This is a genomic window from Bartonella sp. OD88NMGDW (genome assembly GCF_042193775.1).
GTDB classification, from domain to species: domain Bacteria; phylum Pseudomonadota; class Alphaproteobacteria; order Rhizobiales; family Rhizobiaceae; genus Bartonella; species Bartonella grahamii.
Genome location: NZ_JBHIMA010000001.1, coordinates 144,717 through 171,605, shown reverse-complemented (window position 1 = coordinate 171,605; position 26,889 = coordinate 144,717). Strand labels below are relative to the sequence as shown.

Below are 26,889 nucleotides of genomic sequence, written 5' to 3'. Positions count from 1 at the left end.
AGTAAGCTTAACAATTAGAATCGAGGAGATTTTTAAATGGCTTTTGAATTGCCCCCGTTGCCTTATGATTACGATGCCCTTTCACCTTATATGTCACGCGAAACGCTTGAATATCATCATGATAAGCATCACCTCGCTTATCTTAACAACACCAATAATTTTGTGAAAGAGTTAGGCTTAGAAAATGAAAGCCTTGAAGATATTGTTAAAAAAAGTTTTGGAAAAAATATTGGTTTGTTTAATAATGCAGCACAGTATTACAATCATAACCACTTTTGGCTTTGGATGAAAAAAGATGGTGGTGGCCAAAAACTTCCTGAAAAGTTAGCAAAAGCTATTGACGCTGATCTAGGTGGTTACGACAAATTCCGCGCTGATTTTATTGCTGCTGCTAGTGCCCAATTTGGTTCTGGATGGGCGTGGGTTGCTGTTAAAGATGGCAAGCTTGAAATTATGAAAACGCCTAATGGCGAAAATCCCTTAATTCACAATGCTCGGCCTATTTTAGGTGTCGATGTGTGGGAACATTCCTATTACATTGATTACCGCAATACTCGACCGAAGTACCTCGAATCCTTTGTAGACCATTTAATTAATTGGGACTATGTTTTGAAACTTTATGAAGAATGTGAACTTTAAGCTATCTAGATAATTTTTTAGTGTATGAAAGTCCCTATAAACCAATAAATTATGAGGGACTTTCAAACAAAGATATTATGGATTAGCAACAGTCTTTCCCTGTTATCTTTAGAATATATGCATAGATATAGGCAATTTCTTCTAGCTTTGAAAAACGTCCAGCTGCACCAGCGTGCCCTGAATCCATATTAATACGTAATAAAATTGCATTATCGTCTGTTTTTAAGTCTCGTAATTTTGCCACCCATTTTGCAGGCTCCCAGTAAGTTACACGAGGATCTGTTAATCCTGCCATCACAAGTATAGGGGGATAGTTTTGAGCTTTGACATTATCGTAGGGCGAATAGGAAGCAATAAGCTTATAATCTTCTTCTGATTCAAGAGGATTCCCCCATTCGGCCCATTCTGGAGGTGTGAGTGGCAATGAAGCATCTAACATTGTCGCTAAGACATCAACAAAAGGCACATTCGCTACGATTCCAGCAAAATCCTGTGGAGCTATATTGGCAATGGCTCCCATCAACATGCCCCCTGCTGAACCACCATGAGCAATAAGCCGGTCGTGAGAAGTGAATTTATTGTTTACGAGGTAACGCCCACAAGCAATAAAATCTGTAAATGTATTGTGCTTAAAGAGATGTTTTCCTTTCTCATACCATTCTACTCCCTTTTCTTTTCCTCCGCGAATATGAGCAATCGCGTAAATAAAACCTCTGTTTACTAGAGAAAGTATATTACTATTGAAACTGGCAGGAATAGAGATCCCATAAGCACCATAACCGTAAAGCAGACAAGGCGCACCACCATCAAGAGGAGTGTTTTTGTGATAAAAAAGTGAAATAGGAATCTTCTCACCATCGTCTGCTATTGCTGTAATACGTCGTGTTACATATGCATCTTTATTATGCCCAGAGGGAATTATTTGCGTTTTTAAAAGCATTCGTTTACGACTTTTCATCTCATAATCAAACACTTGATCAGGTGTTGTCATAGACGAATAGGAAAAACGAATAGTTGGACTGTTATATTCTGCAACCCCTTGTAGACCTAAAGAATAAGCCTCTTCAGTAAAAGCAATGGAATTAACTTGTTTAGTGGTACGTTCCATTACCTTTATACGTGGAAGCCCCTCAAACCGTTCGATCCAGACAAGAAAATCTTGATAAGCATCATGGGATAAGATTAGGCACCCAAGCTGATGTGGGACAAACTCAGACCAATTTTCTGATTGTGGGGATGTATATGGCGCTACCATAATTTTGAAATCTTTTGCATTATCTAGATTGGTCAGAATATAGAAGACATCACCACCTGCTGTAAGTGAATATTCAATACCTTTTTGTCGTTTCCGTACACATTGGGGATTAGTAAAAGGCGCCTCAGCAGGAATCAACCAGATCTCTGATGTTTCATGATCATGAATATTAATATAAATAATATCGTTAAGCTTAGAGCCGCTTACATCTAAGAAAAAACTTGGATTGTCTTCGCGAAAAATAAGCTTATCTTGTGATTGATCAGTGTTTAATCGGTGATAATAGAGCTCTGAAGGTCGGTGATTTTTATCCATTTTAGTATAGAAAAAACCTTCAGATTTAGCATCCCATACAATTTGACCAGATGTATCAGTAATTGTGTCCATACAGTCAGACAATGTCTCAAAATTACGAATTTTAGCTGTATAGAATTCTGATCCTTTGTCATCATAGGTCCATACCACATGTATATGGTCAGGAGATTCTTGAACTGAACCAAATTTGAAATATTCTTTGCCTTCTGCCAAGACATCACCATTAAGGTACACGTTTTTTTCTCCGCCATTCCTTGGTGTCCGAAAATAATGTGGTTGTTGGCCTCCGGTAACATAAGAGAATCCGTAAGCAAAAGGACCATGTTTTATAGGAACAGAACTATCATTCTCGTGGATCCTGTTTTTCATTTCGGTAAAAAGCAAATCTCGTAATGGTTTTGTATCAGCCATTTGAGCTGATTGATAAGCATTTTCTTTTTCAAGATAATGTCGAATATTTGGATCAAGACAGTTAGGATCTTTAAAAACATCTTGCCAGTTAGACGCACGTAACCAATGATAGGGATCATCACGAAAAATACCATGATATATTTCCTTATGAGTGATTCTAGATGCTTTGGGAGGAATTGCAAAAGTGCGGGTCATACACAATCCTATATTAAAATATGTTAACAGCTTCGTTTATATGTTAGAATCACAATTATTGATGCAAGTGTAAAAATCTATAAGTTCTATTCACTTGTAAAAATAGCGCCATGATAATTTTTAAAACTAATATCTTTCTGTCCATTACATATCACAGCTATTGTTTTCTAGGGATATAATACCATTTTTATAACGAAAGTGACTGGTAAGACAATTAAACTATGAGAAAAAGAATTGATTTTTTTTGAAACAGTATAATCTTATAACTTTATAGAAAGCAATAAGTATATTTAAAGTGTTTTCGTTTGTGTATAAAACATAAAAATATTATATGTCGTTTTAATGAATAGTTTTATATTATAAGTAATTCCACTGTGTCTTATTTATAATATAGATTGTTATTTATTATTAAATTTAATAAGTATAAATAATAAAAATAAATTTAAAATTTATTAAAAATAAAATTACTCAATTATAAATATTCAAAATAAAAAATACTAATTTATATATTATATTTTTATAATTAGTAATTTTATTTTTACATTATCAAAAAAAATAAATAAATTTTATCCTATATTTTTTTATATTTGTAATGTATTGTATATTATGTATGATATGTTATAGGGTAAAAATATATTTTAGCATGTAATAATTTCGTTTTTCTTATTTTATATTATGACAAAAAAGAGGTATTTATTTGATTTTTTTGTGTTTTGGCAATTTTATAGAATAATTGAATTGACAAAAAAGATTTTTGTACAATATGAAACTCTTGTGCATGAGATCTTTATATCATGAGTATATGCACTATATCTCGATTTTGAATTACTCAATTTTAAATTAAAGGAAACAAGAATGGAACATCGTGCAGTCTTAGAGACTGAAAGCAATTTAGTTATTACATTGGTTGCTGATATTGTTGCTGCCTACGTGAGTAATAATTCTATTCGACCGACTGAAGTGCCAAGTTTAATTGCTGATGTCCATGCTGCTTTTCGTAAAGCAGGAAATCTAGAGTTAACAGAAGTCGAAGTTGAAAAACAAAGGCCTGCCGTTAATCCAAAGCGTTCAGTATTTCCTGATTATCTCATTTGCCTTGAAGATGGAAAGAAATTTAAATCTCTAAAGCGTCATCTCATGACACATTATGGAATGTTGCCAGAGGAATATCGTGAAAAATGGCAGTTAGATAGTTCTTATCCTATGGTGGCGCCTAATTATGCAAAAACACGATCAGCTTTGGCCAAAGAAATGGGTCTTGGACGCAAAAGTAAACGGAAAAAAACTAAATAATCTTATTTTGCGAAAATAATGGTTTTGTGTATAAATTTGATTTTAGTATACATGTTTTGTGTGAAGTTTTTGTATATATAATAATTTCTACCAAGGGGATTATATATAGCTTTCGTTACGAATCCGTTTAATCATTGATTTCAGACCATTTGATCGTTGTGGTGTAAGATTTTCATTTAAACCAAGTTTTTCAAAGAGCTCTTGAGCATCAGAATTGCGAATTTCAGAAGCTTTTTTGCCTGAATAAAAAGCAAGAAGTATGTAAATAAGTCCACGCACAATATGAGCATCGGAATCACCTTGAAACGTCAATATTGGATCTTCTGAGTTATTACGTGAAGATAAAAGCCACACTTGGCTAACACAACCAGGAACTTTGTGAGCATCGTTTCTAGCGCTTTCCGGAAAAGGTGGCAATTCATGACCAAGCTCAATGACATAACGATAACGATCTTCCCAATTATCCAAAAGCGAAAAGTTCTCTATGATATTACCGATTGTTTCCGCCATTATTTTAGTCCTGTTTCGTTTGAATAATCATTCTTAAATACACTTATAAAAAATAAATATTTATTCTTCCTAACATAAATAACACAAAGAACGTTAAAAATCCTTATTTCAAGATAACATTGTATGGCTTTATAAGAACTCTTGTATTGCGATTTTGCAAGAAACATTAGGGGAAATCTCTGATATTATTGTTGTTCCCTAATATGTTGCCTAAATATTCATAAGCAGCTCTCGCACCGTAATATGCGCGTTCACCAAGTGAACTTAAAAATGATTTTCCTACTTTGCAGGTTTCTATATTACGGTCACAAAATGCTCCTAAGTCATTTAAAGCTTTCTTAAAAGCAATAATCACATCGCTCGTTGTTGTCTCATTATTTTTGGGGCTAGAAGAATGGTTACTGTTTGGATCTGCTACAAAAAATGAAATAATGACAAAAATAAAAAATAAAAAAAATGATAATTTGATTAAAAAACGTATCATGGGCAATCAATGTACCGCAGTGGTAAATACAATAAAAGAAGCATTTTATACACTGTTTCTTTATAAACAATTTATAAAATTTGTTTTTTATAAAATTGAGTATTCATTTATTGGATCTATATCATTGGCTTTTTTATAAATATGGCACAATGCCGCTGTATAAAATGGGATACATTGTCTATTCAGTAAAAATTTAACATCCCAATTATACACTTACAGGCTGATCATATTAATGAACATACCATGATAAAAAGTGAGAGATATAACCATGATCGTGCATAAGAGTTAAGAAATGTACCCCCCACATTTATAACCTTTTATTCCACAAGAAAGTGTAGCAATTATTCCACAAGAAAGTGTAGCAATGAGATAAGGATTAAACACAGAGTCCAATTTCTTTTCCATATTGTGTACATACTTATTTTAAATAATAGTTCATCATCTTAGCTTAGTTGAAAAGGCTAAAAAGAGTCAGACTCTGTTATTCTGACTCTAGTAGTGATAAAATATTTATATTATCTATAAAACTTTTACTAGAACATCACCAACATGATCAATATGTCGATCAAAAGATCAAACAATAGCTTCATCTCTTATAACTCCATCTCAATATCTCAAGACAAGTTTTTCTATAACATTGTAAACATCAATTTAATTGATACAAAAGTAGCTCCACTAAAATATAATAACCTTAAGAGACCAGTATTCTCACCAAACCGTTTACAGAAAAGTAACCCTATATATGTAAATTGTAAAGAATATAATGACTCTTATCTTTTTAACGTTATAGAAAAATAGTCTCTAACTTGTTTTTAAATGATAGGCAAACACCTGCGCCAAAAATGAAGAATAACGTGATATTATTATTGAGATGATTATATGTGATAATGCAGTTTGCAAACACTAAAATGCTCTTGAACGTTAATCATTCGATGTTCTCTTTATACATATTGAAAGATTTGTAAAATCTGAAATTAATGAAAATTGATAAGAGCTCTTGTTGATTGATCAACTTATACATTCATAGAATGAAGCTGCTTATTCTAGGAGTTTGAAAGGAAAAAACAATAATGTAAATGCATTTCTCTCTAGCGAAAAGTAAGAACTAATTTGCATTCGTTTCTTTGTGAAACATAAACGCAACTGAAAATAAAAATGATGACAAAAAAACGAAAGACGACCCGAAAAAAAACTGTAAAACACCGTAAATACTCTAGTAGTATTGTTATAACACTTCTTCTTATAATTTTTCATTTTATTTTTTGGATAGCAAAAACTATTTATTTCTATACACGAAAAAATACTTTATTTTTTGTTGGATCTCTTCTTTTTAGCATTAGTTTTTTATTTATTTCATTTAATGCTTTATTTTCGCAAATGACAACGCATCAAAATATTTTAACTCAAATGAAATTTTCCTCCGTTCAAAGTATAGGAAAGAGCTCTACTTTATTGGAAAAAGAAGCAAAATCACAAGAACTCTCTCGTGTAACTTCTCTACATTCTCCAAGTCATCACCATACAAATTCACCTTTACCTCCTCAATCAGCAAGCATGCTGGAAAAGCAAAAAGAACTAGCAAAATTAGGACTTTATGATGGACCTTTAGATGGACTGGAAGGACCTAAAACACGCCGTGCCATCACTTTATGGAAACAACAAGCTGCTCAGAGAATGCAAAAGAATGTTCTATCTAATCCCGCAACAGATGAAATTGCGATATTAATTAAGCAGAGCGAAATAGAAACAAAAAATATGACGCACTTAAAAGAAGCTATTTCAGAGCCTTCTGTCGAAGATATTATACAAGTGCAAAAAGCTTTACATATTTTTGGGAATGAAGAGGTTATTGTCACAGGAATAGAAGATCAAAAGACGATAGAAGCCTTAAAACAATTTCAAAAAATGTTTGATCTTCCTGTAACAGGTAAAATTAATCACACAATTTTAATGAAAATGCGTGAAATTGGTTTATTAAATTGAAGCTAATCATCTATACTATAAAAATAATCTCTTAATTTATAATGATAATTCATCTTTCGCTTGTTTAATGCCCTCAAACATTCCTTCATCTCAAGCCCTCTTATATTCAATCGATCAGAATGGTTTTCTTACACATTACATATTGAGCCATACAACTTGCTGTAAGAAAACCACAACCGATTGCAGAAAAAAGAAATATTGCAAAATAGCAAACGCGGTCGTTCTAGAATTTTTATTGCTTCTGATGATAAAAGGACACGAAATTTTTGTAGTATCACGTAAACCTTTCATATTATCGAGCCACTAATTGTCCATATCTTATCGTCAATTTGATCTTTATAAATATGATGCAAAGAATTTGTGCAAACATCTGTAAGGATAAGTAGACGTAAAGCTAGTTGTATTATGGTTGTTGTTTCGCAAAGTGTCTGATAAAAAATCGGCAATTCTCTCCAATCTATTGCTGGAAAGTTTTGTGTTTTATGACGTTGTTTTCTAAGAGAACGTGTGCTTTTGGTGTCGCCTATAAATTAACATCTAAACCTAACGCAGCAGCATGTTTGAAGCAAATGTTAAGACAGTTTAGTACTTTCTCAACTGCTATAGCTTTTGTATGCCAAATAGGAGGCAAGGGCATTACGTATCTCTGTTTGTATACTCTCTGAAACAGAGAGACAGTCTAATTTGGGAAGAATATGAAATTTTAAGGGGAGAAACCAATTTTCATCTTTGCCATTTCCTTTTAATTCAGCTTTACGACTTTCAAAGACATCTAAAGCAATGTCTTTAAAATAATGGAGATTACCTATTGCCTCATGCTTTTTTTAGCTCGTATCTTTTTGGGCCCACGCCTCCTCACGTAAAACAAAATGTCCTAAACGGAATATATGTGGATTGCCATTCACGGGCTTTCTTAAAAAAACATTTCTAAAGCACCCAAGCCCATTTCGCAACAACGGCCCGTGAATAATAATAGCAACCCCACTTGTGCGCTATCATCTTTATGCTTGTGACGAAGCAAGCCGGGCACCATTACAACACTATACCTACCTTCAATTTGTGACAGCTCTTGACACTTGAGATGATTCATAAGAAGCATATCCTTGCTTTATTTTTATTCACAGACGCTAATTCCGCCTGTAACATGCAAAAAACATGGTTTTGATTGATTCATTATAAAAGAAGTTGAAATGATAAATTATCATTATAAATCAACATATTGTATAACTTTGATATTCCTTCATAAATGTAAAGATGGTAGTGCATAGTAGAGTTTATATACTTTGGGAAGATTTTTATAAACTTACGGGAAATTTTACACAATCCCCATTCCACGAATGTCAATGTGAAATGGGGCATCCACTGAGAAATGTCTATCTCAAACAGCATGATGTGCAAAAAAATGCATTTGTTTGGAGCATTCTATTTTGCGTGAGGAATTCATTCCCCTATAAAAAAGCAAACGTGTAAATTGACTGCACAATAACACATTTCTCTCTATCAAGAGGTTCGTCAATAGAAAGTGTATTAATAATACATCTTTGTCTATCCTGCTTCATATTTTCTCTCATAAACTTCTCAAAAAAACACTTTCTCGTGTAACATAACTTATCGTGCATTTTAGAAGCACTTTATTTCCTTTATTAAAGAAAATAAAAGAATATATAAAAATTTATTTTAGTAATAACTATACAACAAAAAAATATTAACCCATTATACCCTTTTTTGCTATTGCGGCTTGAGCTGCTGCTAAACGAGCAATTGGTACTCGAAAAGGAGAACACGAAACATAATCTAGGTTATTTTCTTCACATAAAGCAATAGAGGCAGGATCGCCTCCATGTTCACCGCAAATTCCCAATTTTATTTTTGCACGCTTTGATCGTCCACGCTGTGCAGCAATGGTAATAAGTTCTCCTACTCCATCACGGTCAATAGACACGAAAGGATCTTGCTCTAAAAGACCTTTTTGAAAATAGGTTGCCAAAAAAGGAGCAGCATCATCACGGGAAATCCCAAAAGTAGTTTGTGTCAAATCGTTTGTTCCAAATGAAAAAAATTCAGCAGTTTCAGCAATTTCATCTGCTCGAAGCGCCGCCCTTGGAAGCTCAATCATCGTCCCAACCATATATTGAATAGTGCTTCCCTTTTCTTTCATCACTTCCTCAGCAACCTGATCAATACGCGCTTTTACAAAATCAAGTTCAGATTTAAGCGCAACAAGTGGCACCATAATTTCAAGCATAACAGGAGATCCAGATTTTTGGGCAGCTTCTGCTGCTGCTTCAAAAATCGCCCGCGCTTGCATTTCTGCAATTTCAGGATAAGTAATAGCTAAACGGCATCCACGTAATCCAAGCATAGGATTAAATTCGTGCAACTGCTGAGCGCGTTCAGCAAGAACTTCAGCAGAAACACCCATAGCTGTTGCAACATCAAGAATTTCTGCTTTCGTTTTAGGTAAAAATTCATGTAATGGTGGATCTAGCAAGCGGATAGTAACAGGTAAACCACACATAATTTCAAATAATTCAATAAAATCTGAACGCTGCATTGGCAAAAGCTTATCTAGTGCTTTACGACGACCATTTTCATCATGGCTTAAAATCATTTCACGCATGGCCACGATACGTTCATCAGAAAAAAACATATGCTCCGTACGGCAAAGACCTATACCCTCAGCCCCAAAAGAGCGCCCCATACGGGCATCAGATGGTGTATCAGCATTAGCGCGAACTCTTATACGTCGCATCCCATCAGCCCATTCCATTAATTTTGCAAAGTCTCCGCAAAGCTGAGGCTGCAACATTGCAACTTTCCCTTTGAAAATTTCTCCACTTCCACCATCAATTGTGATAACATCACCTTTTTTAAAGCTTTCTCCTGAAGCAAACAGCGTATTTGTGTTATAATCAATCCGCACACTGCCAGCACCAGAAATACATGGTTTTCCCATCCCCCGCGCAACAACAGCAGCGTGACTTGTCATACCGCCGCGCGTTGTTAAAATTCCTTCCGCAGCATGCATACCATGAATATCTTCTGGGCTTGTTTCTATACGGACCAAAATAACTTTGCGACCTTCTGCCGACACAGTTTCTGCCTCTTCTGAAGTAAAAACAATTTCACCAGTTGCGGCTCCAGGAGAAGCAGGTAAACCACGTCCTATAACAAAACGTTCTGCTTTGGGATCAAGTGTTGGATGCAAAAGTTGGTCAAGCGACTTTGCATCAATACGCATCACAGCCTCTTCACGGTTTATTAACCCCTCCTCAACCATTTCAATTGCTATCTTGAGAGCCGCACGAGCCGTGCGTTTTCCTGAACGAGTCTGAAGCATCCATAATTTACCTTTTTCAATGGTAAATTCGAGATCTTGCATATCCCGATAATGCTGCTCAAGCTTCTGCGCTATCTGACATAATTTCAAAAAAGCCTCAGGCATAATTTTTTCTAATGACGGCCTATTTGAGCCAGCAACAATACGCGCATTTTCTGTAATATTTTGAGGCGTTCGAATGCCCGCCACAACATCTTCCCCTTGCGCATTAACTAAAAATTCACCATAAAGCTCTTTTTTCCCTGTTGATGGATTGCGTGTAAAAGCAACACCTGTTGCCGAATCTTCACCCATGTTGCCAAAAACCATAGCTTGCACATTAACTGCCGTTCCCCAACTTTCAGGAATATTATGTAAACGGCGATAGGTAACTGCACGTGCTGTCATCCAACTTGAAAAAACGGCTCCAATTGCTCCCCATAACTGCTGTTCAGGATTTTGTGGAAAAGGTTTTCCTAATTTTTCTTCAACATATGCTTTATAAGAAGTAATAATGTTCTTCCAATCATCTGCTGTCATTTCTGTATCAATAGTGTAACCATTGCGTACTTTTGCTTCATCAAGAATTTCTTCAAAATACGAATGATCTAACCCCAAAACAACGTTAGAATACATTTGGATAAAACGCCGATAACTATCATAAGCAAAACGTTCATTATTAGCTTGTAAAGCAATGGCTTTTACAGTCTCATCATTCATGCCAAGGTTAAGCACTGTATCCATCATCCCTGGCATAGAAGCCCTAGCTCCTGAACGAACAGAAAGCAAAAGTGGCTTTTGCTCACTTCCAAATTCACGTCCTGTTTGTTCACCAACGCGTTTTAGTGCTTTCTTAACAGATTCCTGTAGCTCTTCTGGATATGATTTGTCATGGGCATAATAAAAATTACAAACTTCTGTTGTCAGCGTAAATCCGGGTGGTACGGGTAAACCAAGATTACTCATTTCTGCCAAATTAGCCCCTTTACCTCCGAGAAGGTTACGCTCACTTGCACTTCCTTCTGCCTTTCCATCTCCAAAACTATAAACCCATTTTTTCACTGTACAAATCCTCCCATATCAGCATCAAAACATCATTCAACCTAGGCTCACTTAAAAGCAATGATTTGATTCAAAATCGGCTTAACAAAAAATATTGCTTCATAAATGCATACTATTAATCCTTCCAAAAGCGATAATGACAAAAAGTATCACTATCCATCTTCTGGAAGATTAAGATTCATTTTTTAAGAAAACTATCAATCACCGAAAAAAAGTCTTCTACTTTCATGGCACCTTCATATTTACTACCATTAATAAAGAAAGTAGGCGTTGCTGTAACACCAAGCTCTTTACCACGCTCAAAGGATGCATTCACTTCATCTAAAATGGCTTGATTTTTCAAACATGCAGTAAAACTTTCATCTGTAAAACCAGCCATTAAGCCAATTTTTTTCAATGGTGTTAGAGCATCTTTTCCGAAAGCCCATTCATTTTGTTTTTGAAATAAAACTTCTATCAAAGGAAAATAGCGATCTTCTGGTGCACACCGTGCCAACATAAAACCTGCTGTTGCGCGAGGATCAAAAGCATAATCGCGGAAAATCAGTTTTACTTTTCCTGTTTTGATATATTTTTTACGAATTTGAGGAAGTATATCATTATAAAAATGCGCACAATGGGCACATGTCAACGAAGCATACTCAACAATGATGACCGGTGCATCCGCCTCTCCCTCAAAGCGATCCTTTACTTTATCCGATTGGAGAAGCTCTTCCATATCAACAGTTGCCACTGGTTTTGGATCACGCGCTAAAGCAACTGTTACACTGTTTTGTACAATCGTTATGAAGAGAAAAATTATCCCGAAAGATAAAAAAGAACGATATTTTACCATAAATAATACTTTTCTGTTGTTATTAACGAATAAGAATCCAATGCTTTCTCATATATTAAAGAAAAATATATAAAATATCTTTCTATTTATTATTTTTTTCCAAGAAAATGCAACAGCCAAGTTTATAAAGTGATTGGCGCAAGCTTTTATCTTCAATTCCTTCAAGCATTTCTCCCACGCATTTTTTGTCTTGTTCACTCAAAGATGATTTTAGAGGCAAGTGATTCATAAAAACCGACATACTCCTTTGCTCAATCTTGATGCGATCAATAGCAATATAGCCAAAAAATCCGTTAATTCTATGAAGTAACTCCTCTGTTTCATGCATCAATTTTAACGCAGCAAATCCTTCACATGCGACAACAAGTGTTGCTGGCTGAAAAACATCATCTTGATCTGCACGACGTTTCCAAATAATTTTAAGCGGCATTGTATGTTCACTGATATCATAGCCCGCAATTTGTGGCCAATGTTCTATAAGCGCTACATTAAGCCCTGTCCGTTTGCGTAAAACTGGATCAAGTATTTTGTATACCGTCTCAGAAAGAGAATAAAAGATATGTTTTTTAAGTTGTTTTCTCATTTTTAGATCATTGTTCAATCGCTTACTAAATTAAAATCATTTGTTTCATCTAAAAATTATTGCCTCCTCAATTTATGAAATATCAACAAAATAAATAATTTTTTCTTTTGCATTTTATATCTTCCTATGCTTGAAAACAATCATGTATGAAATTTCTTCGCACCTCCTTGCTTGGTACGATCAAAATCACAGACATCTCCCATGGCGGATTACCCCCGAAAAGCAAAAACAAGGTATCCGTCCTGATCCTTATCAAGTTTGGCTTTCTGAAATCATGCTTCAACAAACAACCGTTGAAACAGTTAAGCCTTATTTTAAAAAGTTTCTGAAACTATGGCCTGATCTTTCCTCTTTAGCAAAAGCCTCACAAGATGACATCATGAAAGCATGGGCTGGACTTGGTTATTATTCACGCGCACGTAATCTTAAAAAATGTGCGCAACAACTTGTTGAAAACTACGCAGGACAATTTCCACAATCTGTAAAAGAATTGCGAACTCTAGCCGGTATTGGAGATTATACTGCCGCAGCCATTGCTGCGATTGCTTTTAACCACCCTGTAGCAGTGGTTGATGGTAATGTCGAACGTGTGGTAGCGCGCCTTTTTGCTATCACTTCAATATTACAAAAAGCAAAAGTTGAAATTAAAGAAAAAACACAAAAAATTACTGCTTTAAATCGTCCTGGTGACTTTGCTCAAGCAATGATGGATTTAGGAGCAACAATTTGTACTCCACGCAAACCATCTTGTTATATCTGCCCTCTTCAATGTTTATGTAAAGCAGCAAAGACGCAACAACCGGAATCTTTTCCAGTCAAAGCCCCTAAAAAAGAACGCCCTTTAAAAACAGGTATTGCTTTTGTGGTCCTTAATAAAAAGAGACAAATTTATTTGGAAAAACGACAGACGCAAAAGCTCCTTGGTGGAATGACCCAAATTCCTAACAATATTGGCTTAAACAACGAAAATGGGCTCCAAAACGCACCCTTTACTGCCAATTGGCAATTCAAAGGACAAATTACGCATGTTTTTACTCACTTTTCTCTAAAACTCGATGTTTACTATACTGAGGATGTTCATGAAATGAATTGTGAAAATGGTTGGTGGTGTAACATTCAACATCTTGCCGAAGAAGCACTACCTACTGTTATGAAAAAAGCCATTTCTGTAGCACTTCCCAATTCTTTCAGATTTAAATAACCTTCCCTATTCGTAAAAATGTTTTCTAACAGAGACTTTTGTATCTCTAGCAACCATTTCTTAATCTGTAAAAGAAAAATTTAAAAAAATGAAATAACCAATTTTTCCTACAGATAAGAATTAAGGAGGGATAGAAAAGCTTAGATTTAAATTTCAGGATCTATCCTTTTTTCGCTTATGAAGGAGCAAATCCGTACCATCATTATATTTACCAGTCCCCTAATATTTACCAGTCCCCTAAAACAACCCTTGGCACTTGAAACGGTTCATAAAAGGTACTTTTAATTTTTTCTTTAACAATTTTTATTCACACGCCAACTCCGCTGATGACATGTAAGCAAGTAAATTTCATTGATTCAATATGGAACATGTTTGAAATAAGAAAATTTGACGATATTCGGGGAAACTCAATGTGAGTAACACTAAATTATCTTTATAAATAAATTACATCATACACACTTTACAGATGTACGTATTATCTCAAAAAAGCACTTAATTTTGAACTTCTGAATGAGCCTTTTAATTCTAGTCTTTCATTTTCATAAAATTATATTGAAATTTTACTGTTTTGGAACTCAAATTAGAACATAGAGTGAAAGTTTCTCATTTTAATTTCTTCTACAAGAAGCATAAAAATACTCGCTTGCCGCTTACAAGCGAAATTAGTGTGTCAATAAAAAACATCTAAGAAAGGCATAAAACGGCTCCACCTCCATCTCAATCAAGATCAGGTACATTGGTGATCAATAGAATGAAGCGATCAGCTTAGTTCATAAAACACCCGTTTTTAACATTTGTGAACGTATGATCATTCTTAAATGATCTATGGACTTCAAGCGTCCATTTTCCTCATAATACCAAAAAGTCCAACCATTACAACTCTGCGAATCTTGAGCCTTTCTTCCCATTGCGTGAATTGAACCCGCTTCACCACCATGCATAATCGTACCATCAGCTCTTACAATAGCAGATACTTGCTTCTTGCGATCATAAAGAACTTCTCCGGGATAGAGTAAACCTGCTTCAAGCAAACTGTTGAATGCTACGCGCGGTTCTGCTTTTTTTCTATCCAAAATCGCTAGTTCTGGTTGCGCTAAAGGTTTAACCGATGCAATTCTCTCACATGCTGCATCAATGTAATCTTGCTCGCGTTCAATCCCAACAAAATCACGCCCTAAAAGCTTGGCAACAGCACCTGTTGTTCCCGAACCAAAAAACGGATCAAGAATAACATCACCAGGTTTACTAGAAGCCATAATAATACGCGCTAATAACGCTTGCGGTTTTTGTGTTGGATGTAATTTACGCCCTGAATCATCCTTTAAACGTTCAGCTCCAGTGCAGAGAGGGAAAAGCCAATCTGAACGCATTTGTAGATCTTCATTTGCCGCTTTTAAGGCATCATAATTAAATGTGTACTTTTTATCTTTTTGATCTCGTACGGCCCAAATAAGCGTCTCATGAGCATTTTGAAAACGGCGTCCTCGAAAATTAGGCATCGGATTATTTTTGCGCCAAATAATATCATTAAGCATCCAAAAACCTAAATCTTGTAATGCCGTCCCAACTCGAAAAATATTATGGTAAGATCCGATAACCCAAAGTGTTCCGTTGGGTTTTAATACACGACGACAAGCAAGCAACCATGCGCGGGTAAAAGCATCATACGCAGCAAAACTCTCAAACTGATCCCATGCATCATCAACCGCATCAACAAGCGAATGATCTGGACGGTATAAAGCTCCGTCCAATTGCAAATTATAGGGTGGATCCGCAAAAATCATATCAATGGAATGTTTTGGAAGTTTTTCTAGAACTGAAACACAATCTCCTTTAAAAATTTTATTGCGCCATGGCATCTGTGAGGGGGTACGAAGAAAATCTTTTTGAAGCTGAATAACTGTCATGAAAAACCCAACAAAATTAACTGAATTTGCCCTATAATCAACCAAAATAGTTTATAGGCCCGCATTACCAATCCATATTTACAAAATAGCGTAAACGTATCGTTAAAATTATACAAAATTGATAATTGTTTTTGTTTTTTTAAGTAAAAAAACTTTCATATGAATGAAACCTTATTTTTCTTTTTTTCAATGTACTGTTCCCATATCTTTTATTTCGTAAAAGAATTAAGAATCATTTTCAAAGCAGATTTTTATGAAATAAGATCCTCTCAATATCGTTTTCATAAAAGTTGTCCATCTCGTAACATGTAAAGGAATATCTTATGCCTCAGATAGATCTTATTATTTTTGATTGTGACGGAGTTCTCGTCGACTCTGAATATCTTGCAGCAAAAATTGGATCTCAATTGCTCAAACAAACAGGATATGAAATATCACCCGAAGAATTAAGTGAGCGTTTTGCAGGACTTATCTTTCGCGATATTCTTAAACACGTTGAACAGGAAACAGAAAAACCAATTTCTGCTCATCTCATAGATCAAATGACTAATATTTTTCGTACACAAATAAAAACTAAATTACGGGCTATTGATGATGTAAGAGAAGCTGTAGAAATTATTCAAACACGCTATCCCTACTGTATCTGCTCTAATGCAAAAAGCGTAGATATAAAAGAGATGCTCACCACGGTTGATCTCTATGACCTTTTTGAAGGTAAAATATTTTCAGCACCTGAAGTTGGAACAAAAAGAACGAAACCGGCCCCTGATATTTTCCTTTTTGCCGCACAACAATTACAGGCAGAGCCCCAAAACACTATCGTTATAGAAGATTCACTTCATGGTGTACACGCAGCCATAGCAGCAGGCATGCGTGTCATCGGCTTTACGGGAGGATCACATAGCTATCTTGGTCACTCTAATGCACTTGCAGAAGCTGGCGCAGAAACAGTTATCGCAAAACATGCTCATTTAGGAGAAGTCTTAGAAGCAATGGCAGTATGGCGAGATCTATTATAAAAAATCTCTTGAATATATCAGTTTGTAAACTCTTGTAAGAAGCATTTTTACTCAAATGCCCTTCTCTTCTCGCTACTTCTTTTATAATAACTTCAATAAATGCGTAATTCACAACACGGGTGAATTGTATCTCAATGTGAAGGAAAAAAATATAGCACCTCGTTGAGTAATCATAAGTCAGTTAACCATTGCACGTGCTTTAAAAAAGCAAAAAACAGGGGTGCAAGCTCATAACAATCAAACCCTGCTTATCTATCTCAACTCCGATATCCACTCCCAACCTCAGCAGCCCATCCGGATAAATTATTATATTTGTCAAAAAAGGAATATTACGATGCCTTGCTCGATAAGATATGAAAATTGCTAGCCTTTTTCATCTGATCAAAAAAATCACACACTATAGTAAAATTGTAGGGTATGTGCGTATTGATTATGGAAAAAAATATTAAAATTCCCAGAATCTATGGAACACAAGAGTTTATTGAAAACAATAAAAGTGTCCTTGTTGAGTTAGAATGTCTTATATTTACTCAATCCAAATCTCGTAAACTTGTTGAAGGCTTATTTACTTTACTGCTTAAACAGTATTTAAACAGCATCAATTGGTACAACCTCCCTAAGATTACAAAAGATAAAAAGAATACATTCTTATGAAGATGTGCATTTTATAAAAAACATTTCATAGCAAGTAATTTACAGGCAAAAACATTGATTTATAATCATAATTTATCATTATTCAAATTAAATGAAAAAACCGAATATTGTGAGATTCTCTCATTTCAAATCTGGATATGCTGAATTAAATAAAGAAATAAAAATGCCTCTTAATAAATCATCTCAAGAGGCAAAGATCTGTAGCAACATTAGGAGCGAGCAAAGTGTATGGCGGTGCCATCTTTCTTCTTTGTAAACGTCAAAGATTCTGATGCCCTAAGAATTTTATATCATGGGGCTTTATCATCATATCTATTATTGCAAAATAGGCTTGAGTACCTTGAGACGGATTTCTTAAAAAAGCACATAAATATGAAACATATAATAACCTTAAACAACGTAAAGAGATACCAGTAGTTGCTCAAATTTTTCCGAAAGCACTTACATAGACTTTTTAAATAAGCAATGAAATCAGATCTTTTCAAAAGTAATCCAACTTTAGGAAAGACACCCCTTCTAAAAATAAAAGCGGATTTTCAGTTTGGAAAGAAGAAAATGTTAAAAATATTATCTAATGCCGATCTTTCAGCACTCATAAATGTGTCTGAATTGATATTCTTCTATACACTGCTTTACATCACAGTAATATGCTGTTCACATTGGCGAGACAAAGATAATATCATTTATCTCTATCCAATTCGAGCTCTACTTTATACTATGAGATAATTGTATATTTTTTAGTATCTATAAATGTATTTAAAAAATAATATTAATATCATTTTATAAAAATTATACGATGACCACATGTTATTTATATATAACACATAACAAAACAATTCATAAAATTTTAAAAAATATTTTTGTAATTATTACTGTTACTTTTTTACAATAATGTTTATAAAAAATTATATTTATATTTTTATATGTATTTTTATTATTGACTAAAAATACATATTGAAATATCAAAATTGTATATAGTGTGAGATATATAAACATTATGTATATTTTCTTACATCTATAAATTAAAAATATTTGAGGTAAAGTTATGGTCAAAATATTTAAAAATTATATCTTAAGCATTTTTATAGCGAGCACTTTTTTTATTTCACAAACTGTAAATGTTAATGCAAACTATTTGAAAAACGATACTCCAAAAGAGGAACTTTCTGTTTTCCCAATGGAACAAGTAAAGTATGCAAAATCTGATGTAGTTTCTACGACTTCTTTCTATGTTCCATCTGTAAATTATCAAACAGAAAATGGAACAACAGGTGAAGGGAAAATTGAAAAGGTCGTTGAGCCTATGACTATAGGAGTGGGACTATTGTTTGCTGGATATGCAATGAGCTTTATAGGATCGATAATAAGTTGGATAAAGGACATAGTGTTAATGTTCAAATAATTCAGCCTCGTCTAGAACTCTAGAATAATAGCTTCATTATGAATCTATTATTTGTTGTAAATAATTACATAATGAAGCTTCTCTTGATACAAGAGATAAATGTTGTAGATTATATCCAAATATCCAAAGTATAAATTTACGCATATATATATATTGAATATTATAAAATATTTGAGGTAAATTATGATTAAATTGTTAAAAAATCATATGTTAAGTATTTTCATTATGTCTGCCTTTTTTCTTTCACAGATTGTAAATGTGCATGCAAACTATTTGCAAAATAATACTCATCGTGAGAATATTTTTGTTTCTGCCATAGAGCAGAAAAGACAGGATGCAGTCCATACCGTTTCTCTCTATAGCCCCATTCTAAATCTTGGAGTGGATAATGAAACTACTCTTGAAGGAAAATTTGAAAAGGTCGTTGAACCTCTTACACTTGGAACCTTTGGTGTTGGGATGGCACTTGGATATGCATCAAGTACGATAGGCATGTTTTTAGCATGGATAATAGGTAAAATAATATCGTATTTTAAATCTCGTTAAAATTGAAATTTTATCAGAATAAAACCTTCTCATACGAAATATAAACTATGGATATATTCTGTATTTATCCATTGTTGATGACAAAAAACTAGTGAATTATCACATTAAGAATGAAAAAGCTTTAAATGCTTCTGTTTCTCTCAATGTGCACTAATTCTGCCGATGCATCTATTCAATTTAAATTAAAATAAAAGTAAAAGTATTGGTGATAAATTATGATTAAAGTATTGAAAACTTACATATTAAATATTTTTATAGCAGTTGTTTTTTTGCTTTCACAAGTTATAAATGTTCATGCCAATCATTTGAAAAATGATATTCAATGGGAAACTGTCTCTCTAATAGAACAGGGAAAGAAAAAAGCTATCGATATAGCTTCTCTTTATGTCCCAAGTTTCACTCATGGAGCAAAAAGTGAAACTGCCATTGAAGGAAAATTTGAGAAAGTATTTGAACCAATTACGCTAGGAGTTTTTTCTACAGTAGGAGCTTTGGGTTTTGGATTCTTGACTGGATTTTTTATGTCCATATTTAGCGGGACAATCGGATGGGCAATAGGAAAACTTAAAGGCAAATAATTCAAAGATACTTAGTTATTTTTTTCTATTTAAAATGAGAATACTTTACAGCCTGCTTCACATCATGTAGCAGGCTGTCGTATGTTTTCTATGGATAAAATTTAGGTTACCATACTGTATAGAACAAATATAATATCTATTAGTATACAAAATAATAAATTAAGCTAAACAAAAATTATTCAAAGTATAAATTTGCGCACGAAATGCCATAAAATTACCTTATAAATCTTTCAGTATGAATTTTGATTTATATCATTTCAACATTCATTTTAGCAGATTTAATTGTTACAAAGTATAAGAGCATAAAATAAATATGAATGATTGAGTTTTACAAAAAAAATTCTTCAATAAATACCATTCTATCTATTTGATTTTATTATTTAAGAAGGTGCACAAATGAAGATATATTGCAAAATTTAAGTGAATGAATAATAGAGAAAAAAATTTCGACTTTAACAGATTTTCTGTGAACTTTTGACGTTTATATCTCAAAAATAAAAATGCTTTAGACTATTGCCTTTCATTATTGAGTAAAAAAACTATCCATTTAATAATTTAAATATTATGAAAAACGTGAAATAAATAACTTCACCAATTTTCCAGAAATAAAAAAAGGATAAAATTTATGGAATATATCAGCACGAGAGGTGAAGCTCCTGCTTTAAGCTTTACGGAAACGATCATGACAGGATTGGCAAGTGATGGAGGACTTTATCTGCCAGATAAATTTCCTCAGCTCTCATTTGATGCGTTACGGGCACTTCGTGGCCAATCCTATACAACAATTGCTAAAACTATTTTGTGGCCCTTTGTAAATAACGAAATCGAATATACAGCTTTTGAAAGTATGATCGCTGAATCTTATGCAACCTTTCACCATCCAGCAATCTGTCCGTTACGACAAACTGGAGCAGATGAATTTATCCTTGAACTCTTTCATGGTCCTACTTTAGCTTTTAAAGATGTTGCAATGCAGTTTCTTTCTCGGCTGATGGATTATGTTTTGACTAAAAAAAATAGATCTGCAACGATTATTGCTGCAACATCAGGTGATACAGGAGGGGCTGCGATACAAGCTTTTGCTGGAAAAGAACACTCAGATATTTTTATTTTATTTCCCAAAGGACGTGTATCACCTGTTCAACAACGGCAAATGACAACCAATCAATGTTCAAATGTTCATGCCATTGCCATTGAAGGAAATTTTGATAATTGTCAAGCTCTTGTCAAAGCAATGTTTAATGACCACAATTTTCGTAAAAAAAGAGCGCTTTCAGGTGTTAATTCTATAAATTGGGCACGTATCATGGCGCAAATTGTTTACTATTTTTCATCTGCGCTTTCCTTAGGAGCTCCTGATAGAGCTGTTTCATTTACTGTTCCTACTGGAAATTTTGGTGATATTTTTGCAGGTTATGTTGCAGCCCGTATGGGATTACCCATTGCTCAACTGGTCATCGCAACGAATGATAATGACATCCTTGCACGTACATTGACCAGTGGTATTTACGAAACACAACCAATAGTTCATACAACATCACCTTCTATGGATATTCAGGTCTCTTCTAATTTTGAACGTTTGCTCTTTGAAAGTGGCAATCGTGATCCAATGTGGATTCGCAATGCAATGGACAACTTGAAACAATCAGGACGTTTTACTCTTGATGAAAAGCAACTCAAAAATATTCGTTCCCTATTTTCCGCTGGGAAAAGCAACATGGCTGCAACAGCTCAAACAATTGATAGTGTCTATAAGGAAAGTGGCTATCTTGTTGATCCACATACAGCCGTCGCTCTTCAAGTAGCGCGTAAAAACAAAAAACCGCATATTCCAATGATCGTCCTTGCCACGGCTCATCCAGCTAAATTTCCTGATACTATTAAAAGTGCTTGTGGCCTTCATGCCCCATGGCCATCTCATCTCAATGATGTAATGAAACGCGAAGAACACTTTATAAGTCTTGCTAATGATGAAAAAATAGTAAAAGATTATATTTCTTTAAAATCGCGTGCATCTTATTAAAGTTAGCTGCATTAATTTAAATCAAGAATATTCTAATACCCTTACAATGAGGTATTTAGCTTATTTAATGGAGTTGTAAATACATGGATGTAGATATATGTCGCCTTAGTAATGGCTTGACTATCGCCACACATACAATGCAACAAATTGATAGTGTTGCCCTCGGAATATGGGTTAAAGTGGGCTCACGCAATGAAACCTCCACACAGCATGGTATAGCTCATCTTCTTGAGCATATGGCTTTTAAAGGAACCGAAAACCGCACTGCTTTTCAAATTGCAACCGATATTGAAGATGTTGGCGGTGAAATCAATGCCACAACCAGTATTGAAACAACAGCTTACTTTGCACGTGTACTTAAAAGCGATATCCCACTTGCTATAGACATTTTAGCCGATATTTTAATGCATTCAAAATTTGACGACAATGAACTAGAACGAGAAAAACAAGTAATATTTCAGGAAATTGGTGCCGCTCATGACACTCCTGATGATATTGTTTTTGATCACTTTACAGAAACAGCCTTTCGTCATCAATCCCTTGGACGCTCTATTTTAGGAACAGCTAAAACTATTCAATCATTTACATCTACTGATCTCCATGATTTCATCAATAAACAATATAGTGCAGATCGTATGATTGTCGTTGCTGCAGGAGCTGTAAAACACGAAAGTTTCTTGCGAGAAGTTGAAAGTCGTCTTGGTACTTTTCGCTCCCATTCAACCGCACCTCTTACTAATCTTGCAAATTATGTCGGTGGCGACTTTCGTGAATATCGCGATTTAATGGATACACAAGTTGTTCTAGGGTTTGAAGGGCGTGCTTATCACGCGCGTGATTTTTATGCGGCCCAAATTCTTTCAATCATTCTTGGTGGTGGTATGTCTTCACGTCTTTTTCAAGAGGTAAGAGAGAAACGTGGATTATGCTATTCTATTTATGCTTTTCATTGGGGATTTTCAGATACTGGGCTTTTTGGTGTTCACGCAGCTACCGGACAAGAAGGGCTCAAAGAACTTATTCCCGTGATTCTTGATGAACTTTCCAAGGTCAGTAAAAACATTCACGCCAATGAACTGCAACGAGCACAAACGCAATATCGTGCGAATCTGACAATGTCACAGGAAAATCCCTCTAGTCAAGCACATCTCATTGCTCGCCAAATACTCCTTTATGGTCGACCAATTCCAATATCGGAAACAATTGAACGCCTCAATCTCATCACTCCTAAAAGATTAACTGACTTAGCACATCGTCTTTTTACAAATTCCACTCCAACACTAACTGCTGTCGGACCTGTAGGACCCCTCATAAATTTTGATGATTTAACGTCAACTCTTTCATCCAAGCTAAAGTAAAAAACTTCTTTTCAAAACAGCATCACAATAACATACACATATTTTATCGTAAAATTTACCACAAAAGCTCTTCTCATTAAATAAGTTTTGGAAATATTGGGCAAAGAAGCGTACAAAACTACCCAATTCATACTTCATGTGATAAAGATTCTAATGAGTGAAGGTATATCCGTGAAATCTGGAAATTCATGGTTTAACTTTGCCCTTTTAAAATATAAAACTTCATTCGCTTCAAGTTCCATTGAAGCAAATGGACATGTGGTCTATTTGTATATAAAACCACATAACTTAAGAAAAAGTGATAACAATTTATTATGTAAATAAATTATAAAAGGTGGACGTTTTTTCTCAAAAATCGAAATGAAAGTTAAACATCCTAAAATATTGAGAGTGGGACATTGTGAAGAGTTTGCGTAAAATAATTGACATCATTTTCATTGTAGTCGTTAGTTCTCTTGTCCATCTTACATCAGCACAAGCAATTGAGCCAGTTAAAATTTCTTCTCAGGATGCTGCTCTTGATCTCTCACAAGCAATTGAAATTCACCATACAAACAGCTCTATTTTTCAAACAAGTACAGCGCCAGGACCAGATGGTATTGTTTGGCGTATTGAAGTGCAGGCAAAAAATGAAAAATTTTCCGGAAATTGGGCAGTTTTTTCTCTTGCAAATCCAACAGATGAACAAATCGATCGTCTCATCGTTGCCCCCCACTACCGCATGGCGCGTTCTGGATTTTTTTGGCCAGACCTTGGATCAGCAAGGATTCAATCCATAACGCCAAGCGAAGGTTTTTCCCTCGATCGTCAACTTAGTGCAAACTCTGATATCTTTCGTATTACCCTTAACCCTGGTGCTGTTGTTACATTTGTGGCCGAACTTAACTCTGCAAATCTACCGCAAATCTATTTATGGCAACCTGAAGCTTATAAAGATGCAATTAATTCTTATACGCTTTATCATGGTATTCTTCTTGGGATATCAGGTCTCTTAGCGCTTTTGTTAACTGTACTCTTTGTTGTCCGTGGAACAGGACTGTTTCCTGCAACAGCTGCTGTTGCTTGGGCAGTGCTTTTTTATATTGGTATTGACTTCAACTTTTTAAATAAATTCTTTGCAGTTACACTCACAACACAACCAATCTGGCGTGCTGGTACAGAAGTAGCACTTACTGCTACACTCTTCATTTTTCTTTTTACCTATCTCAGCCTTAACCGCTGGCATTATCATTTTAGTTACGGTGCTATCGCTTGGACCATTGCCTTTTGCAGTCTAGGAGCCTTTGCTATTTATGATCCAATCAGAGCAGCTGGAATTGCGCGTTTGTCTTTTGGCCTTACCGCTGTGCTTGGTATAATATTAATCATCTATTTCTCGATCAGAAGCTATGACCGCGCCATTATGCTTATTCCAACATGGTTGCTCATTAGCTTTTGGTGTGTTGGAGCCTATGCCTGCATAGCTGGATATTTAAACAATGATATTATCCAGCCGGCATTAGCGGGGGGATTAGTGCTCATTGTTCTTCTCATCAGCTTTACTGTCCTGCAACAAACTTTTTCTAATGACGCTTTCCATGAAGGAATATTTTCCGATCTTGAACAACAAGTACTCGCAGCAAAGGGAGCTGGAAATATTATTTGGGATTGGAATATTGAGCGTGACCGTATTGTTGTACATCCAAACATGGCTACCCTTTTTGGTACTGAAATTCATAACCTCAATGGACCTATGCGCAACTGGATTTCAGCCTTGCACCATGATGATCGTGAACGCTTTCAAGGCGTATTAGATATCATTCTTAAAAATAAAAAAGGGCGCATTGATCAAATTTTTCGGCTTTCTTCCGGTGGTGGTTATTATCATTGGTTTTCTCTTCGTGCACGCCCGGCTATGCAAAAAGATGGGAAAATCACACGTGTCATTGGAACCATTGTCAATATTACTAACCACAAAAAATCCGAAGAACGCTTATTGCATGATGCAATCCACGACAGTTTAACCGGCCTTCCTAACCAACAAATTTTCTTTGATAGACTACAAAATTATACCTCTTTGGCGAAAGCAAATATCAAAATTAGACCGACTGTCTTTATGATTGATTTGGACAATTTTCGCAAAATTAATCGCAAATTAGGCATAGCAGTTGGGGATACTGTACTGCTTATAATCGCACGTCGTTTAAACCGTCTCATTAACTTTCAAGACACCTTGTCGCGACTTTCAGCAGACCGCTTTGCAATTATTTTACTCAGTGAAACTGAACCACAAAAAATTGCAGCATTTGCAGATCATTTGCACAAAACAATTTCAGCACCTATTTCACTTTCAGAAAACAAAATAATTCTTTCAACGTCTATCGGATTGGTTACATGGAGTGAAAGCCGATCGACAGCTAAAGATATTTTTAATGACAGTGAATTAGCGATGATTCGCGCAAAACAAATGGGTGGAAACCATATAGAACCTTTTCGTCCTAATTTTCGCACTTTGGGTCTCGAACATAATACTCTGGAAAAAGATGTTCATTATGCCATAAAACGTAATGAGATAAAAATCCTCTACCATCCTATTCTTAATTTATCAGACGGACATATTATTGGTTTTGAAACAATTGTAGAATGGCATCATCCCACTTATGGAAATTTAAATGTCTCTGATTTTATAAAAATCGTAGAAAACGAACAAATTGTTATGAATTTGTCACAATTTATCATCGATAGTGCCATTATCGATCTTATAAATGTACAAGAAAAGTTTTCCCAACAATCTTTCTTTATTTCAATTAATTTACCAAGCGCAGAAATGATTCATCCTCGTTTTATTAGTCAATTGCGCGCCGCTCTGCTTCGTCATCCGCTCCACAAAGGGCGTTTGATGATTGAAATATCTGAATTTGTCTTAAGAAATAATCCTGAACAATCAGCGCACTTTCTCGAACAAATTAAAACACTTGGAATGAATCTCGCACTCGATAATTTTGGAACAGGTTATTCGTCTCTGACCTATCTCGTACGTTATCCATTTGATATGGTTAAACTTGATCGTTCACTTATTTCAATCGACTCCCTTAAGAAGAAAATTGTTCTTAAGTCTATCATTAATATGGCAACAGATCTTAATTTGCAAATTATCGCAGAAGGTGTTGAAAATGAAAAAGAAGCAATCTTCCTCCGTCAAGAAGGCTGTAAATATGTTCAAAGCACACTTGTAACGAAACCGATTGCCATAGAAGAATTAATTACGCTCGTTCAAAGCCATTTCCCTTATAAAATAAAAACATAAGGGATAAAATAACGTGTAAAGTTAAAAAGCT

General features: G+C 34.8%; 18 protein-coding genes. 11 read left to right on the top strand and 7 right to left on the bottom strand.

Features of this window, described 5'->3' with window-relative positions; translation table 11 throughout:
* Positions 1-36: 36 nt before the first annotated feature.
* Positions 37-639 (top strand): superoxide dismutase, encoded by a 603-nt coding sequence (locus ACFIJR_RS00815; RefSeq protein WP_375625105.1) that lies wholly within the window; start codon positions 37-39, stop codon positions 637-639.
* Between the two features lie 82 nt (positions 640-721).
* On the opposite strand, the gene ACFIJR_RS00810 is transcribed toward ACFIJR_RS00815, so the two are convergent.
* On the bottom strand, positions 722-2,815 hold the full coding sequence (locus tag ACFIJR_RS00810) for a S9 family peptidase (protein ID WP_375648835.1): 2,094 nt from the start codon (positions 2,813-2,815) through the stop codon (positions 722-724).
* Positions 2,816-3,670: 855 nt separating this feature from the next.
* Here ACFIJR_RS00810 and ACFIJR_RS00805 point away from each other — a divergent pair.
* Positions 3,671-4,108, top strand: a complete 438-nt coding sequence (locus tag ACFIJR_RS00805; RefSeq protein WP_012754848.1) for a MucR family transcriptional regulator — start codon at positions 3,671-3,673, stop codon at positions 4,106-4,108.
* A gap of 99 nt (positions 4,109-4,207) precedes the next feature.
* Here the strand turns inward: ACFIJR_RS00805 and ACFIJR_RS00800 are convergent, their stop codons facing one another.
* Complete coding sequence (locus ACFIJR_RS00800; RefSeq protein ID WP_273724544.1) at positions 4,208-4,618, bottom strand: SufE family protein; 411 nt, start codon at positions 4,616-4,618, stop codon at positions 4,208-4,210.
* Between the two features lie 166 nt (positions 4,619-4,784).
* Positions 4,785-5,102 (bottom strand): DUF5330 domain-containing protein, encoded by a 318-nt coding sequence (locus ACFIJR_RS00795; protein ID WP_375625729.1) that lies wholly within the window; start codon positions 5,100-5,102, stop codon positions 4,785-4,787.
* 1,158 nt (positions 5,103-6,260) lie between these two features.
* On the opposite strand from ACFIJR_RS00795, the gene ACFIJR_RS00790 reads away from it, so the two are divergent.
* Entirely contained in the window at positions 6,261-7,085 is an 825-nt protein-coding gene (locus ACFIJR_RS00790) for a peptidoglycan-binding protein (RefSeq protein ID WP_375653324.1), read from the top strand.
* Between the two features lie 1,705 nt (positions 7,086-8,790).
* On the opposite strand, the gene ppdK is transcribed toward ACFIJR_RS00790, so the two are convergent.
* The 3 genes from ppdK to ACFIJR_RS00775 all read right to left on the bottom strand — a co-directional run bounded on the left by ppdK (position 8,791) and on the right by ACFIJR_RS00775 (position 12,884).
* Positions 8,791-11,466 (bottom strand): pyruvate, phosphate dikinase, encoded by a 2,676-nt coding sequence (gene ppdK, locus ACFIJR_RS00785; protein WP_375648092.1) that lies wholly within the window; start codon positions 11,464-11,466, stop codon positions 8,791-8,793.
* Positions 11,467-11,644: 178 nt separating this feature from the next.
* Entirely contained in the window at positions 11,645-12,301 is a 657-nt protein-coding gene (locus tag ACFIJR_RS00780) for a DsbA family protein (RefSeq protein ID WP_375625108.1), read from the bottom strand.
* A gap of 82 nt (positions 12,302-12,383) precedes the next feature.
* The gene (locus tag ACFIJR_RS00775) at positions 12,384-12,884 is read right to left on the bottom strand and encodes a DUF721 domain-containing protein (protein ID WP_375625109.1); all 501 of its coding nucleotides are present in this window, start codon (positions 12,882-12,884) and stop codon (positions 12,384-12,386) included.
* A 142-nt stretch (positions 12,885-13,026) separates the two neighbouring features.
* Between ACFIJR_RS00775 and mutY the strand changes: the two genes are divergently transcribed.
* Positions 13,027-14,085, top strand: a complete 1,059-nt coding sequence (gene mutY / locus ACFIJR_RS00770; protein WP_375653216.1) for an A/G-specific adenine glycosylase — start codon at positions 13,027-13,029, stop codon at positions 14,083-14,085.
* Positions 14,086-14,855: 770 nt separating this feature from the next.
* Here the strand turns inward: mutY and ACFIJR_RS00765 are convergent.
* The gene (locus ACFIJR_RS00765) at positions 14,856-15,944 is read right to left on the bottom strand and encodes a site-specific DNA-methyltransferase (protein WP_375625970.1); all 1,089 of its coding nucleotides are present in this window, start codon (positions 15,942-15,944) and stop codon (positions 14,856-14,858) included.
* A 371-nt stretch (positions 15,945-16,315) separates the two neighbouring features.
* On the opposite strand from ACFIJR_RS00765, the gene ACFIJR_RS00760 reads away from it, so the two are divergent.
* The 7 genes from ACFIJR_RS00760 (at position 16,316) to ACFIJR_RS00730 (ending at position 26,858) form a co-directional block, all read left to right on the top strand.
* Positions 16,316-17,011 (top strand): HAD family hydrolase, encoded by a 696-nt coding sequence (locus ACFIJR_RS00760; protein WP_375625723.1) that lies wholly within the window; start codon positions 16,316-16,318, stop codon positions 17,009-17,011.
* 1,699 nt (positions 17,012-18,710) lie between these two features.
* Positions 18,711-19,067 (top strand): hypothetical protein, encoded by a 357-nt coding sequence (locus ACFIJR_RS00755; protein ID WP_375625721.1) that lies wholly within the window; start codon positions 18,711-18,713, stop codon positions 19,065-19,067.
* A gap of 183 nt (positions 19,068-19,250) precedes the next feature.
* Positions 19,251-19,613 carry a hypothetical protein gene (locus tag ACFIJR_RS00750; RefSeq protein ID WP_375653213.1) on the top strand — a complete coding sequence of 121 codons (363 nt, stop codon included), beginning with the start codon at positions 19,251-19,253 and terminating at the stop codon, positions 19,611-19,613.
* Between the two features lie 215 nt (positions 19,614-19,828).
* Positions 19,829-20,191, top strand: coding sequence for a hypothetical protein (locus tag ACFIJR_RS00745; protein ID WP_375625717.1), 363 nt, complete (start codon positions 19,829-19,831; stop codon positions 20,189-20,191).
* Between the two features lie 625 nt (positions 20,192-20,816).
* The gene (gene thrC / locus ACFIJR_RS00740; RefSeq protein ID WP_375625715.1) at positions 20,817-22,214 is read left to right on the top strand and encodes a threonine synthase; all 1,398 of its coding nucleotides are present in this window, start codon (positions 20,817-20,819) and stop codon (positions 22,212-22,214) included.
* Positions 22,215-22,297: 83 nt separating this feature from the next.
* Positions 22,298-23,572 (top strand): pitrilysin family protein, encoded by a 1,275-nt coding sequence (locus tag ACFIJR_RS00735; RefSeq protein ID WP_012754834.1) that lies wholly within the window; start codon positions 22,298-22,300, stop codon positions 23,570-23,572.
* Positions 23,573-23,972: 400 nt separating this feature from the next.
* A complete protein-coding gene (locus ACFIJR_RS00730; RefSeq protein ID WP_375651582.1) occupies positions 23,973-26,858 on the top strand; it encodes an EAL domain-containing protein in 2,886 nt (961 codons plus the stop codon).
* Positions 26,859-26,889: the final 31 nt, after the last annotated feature.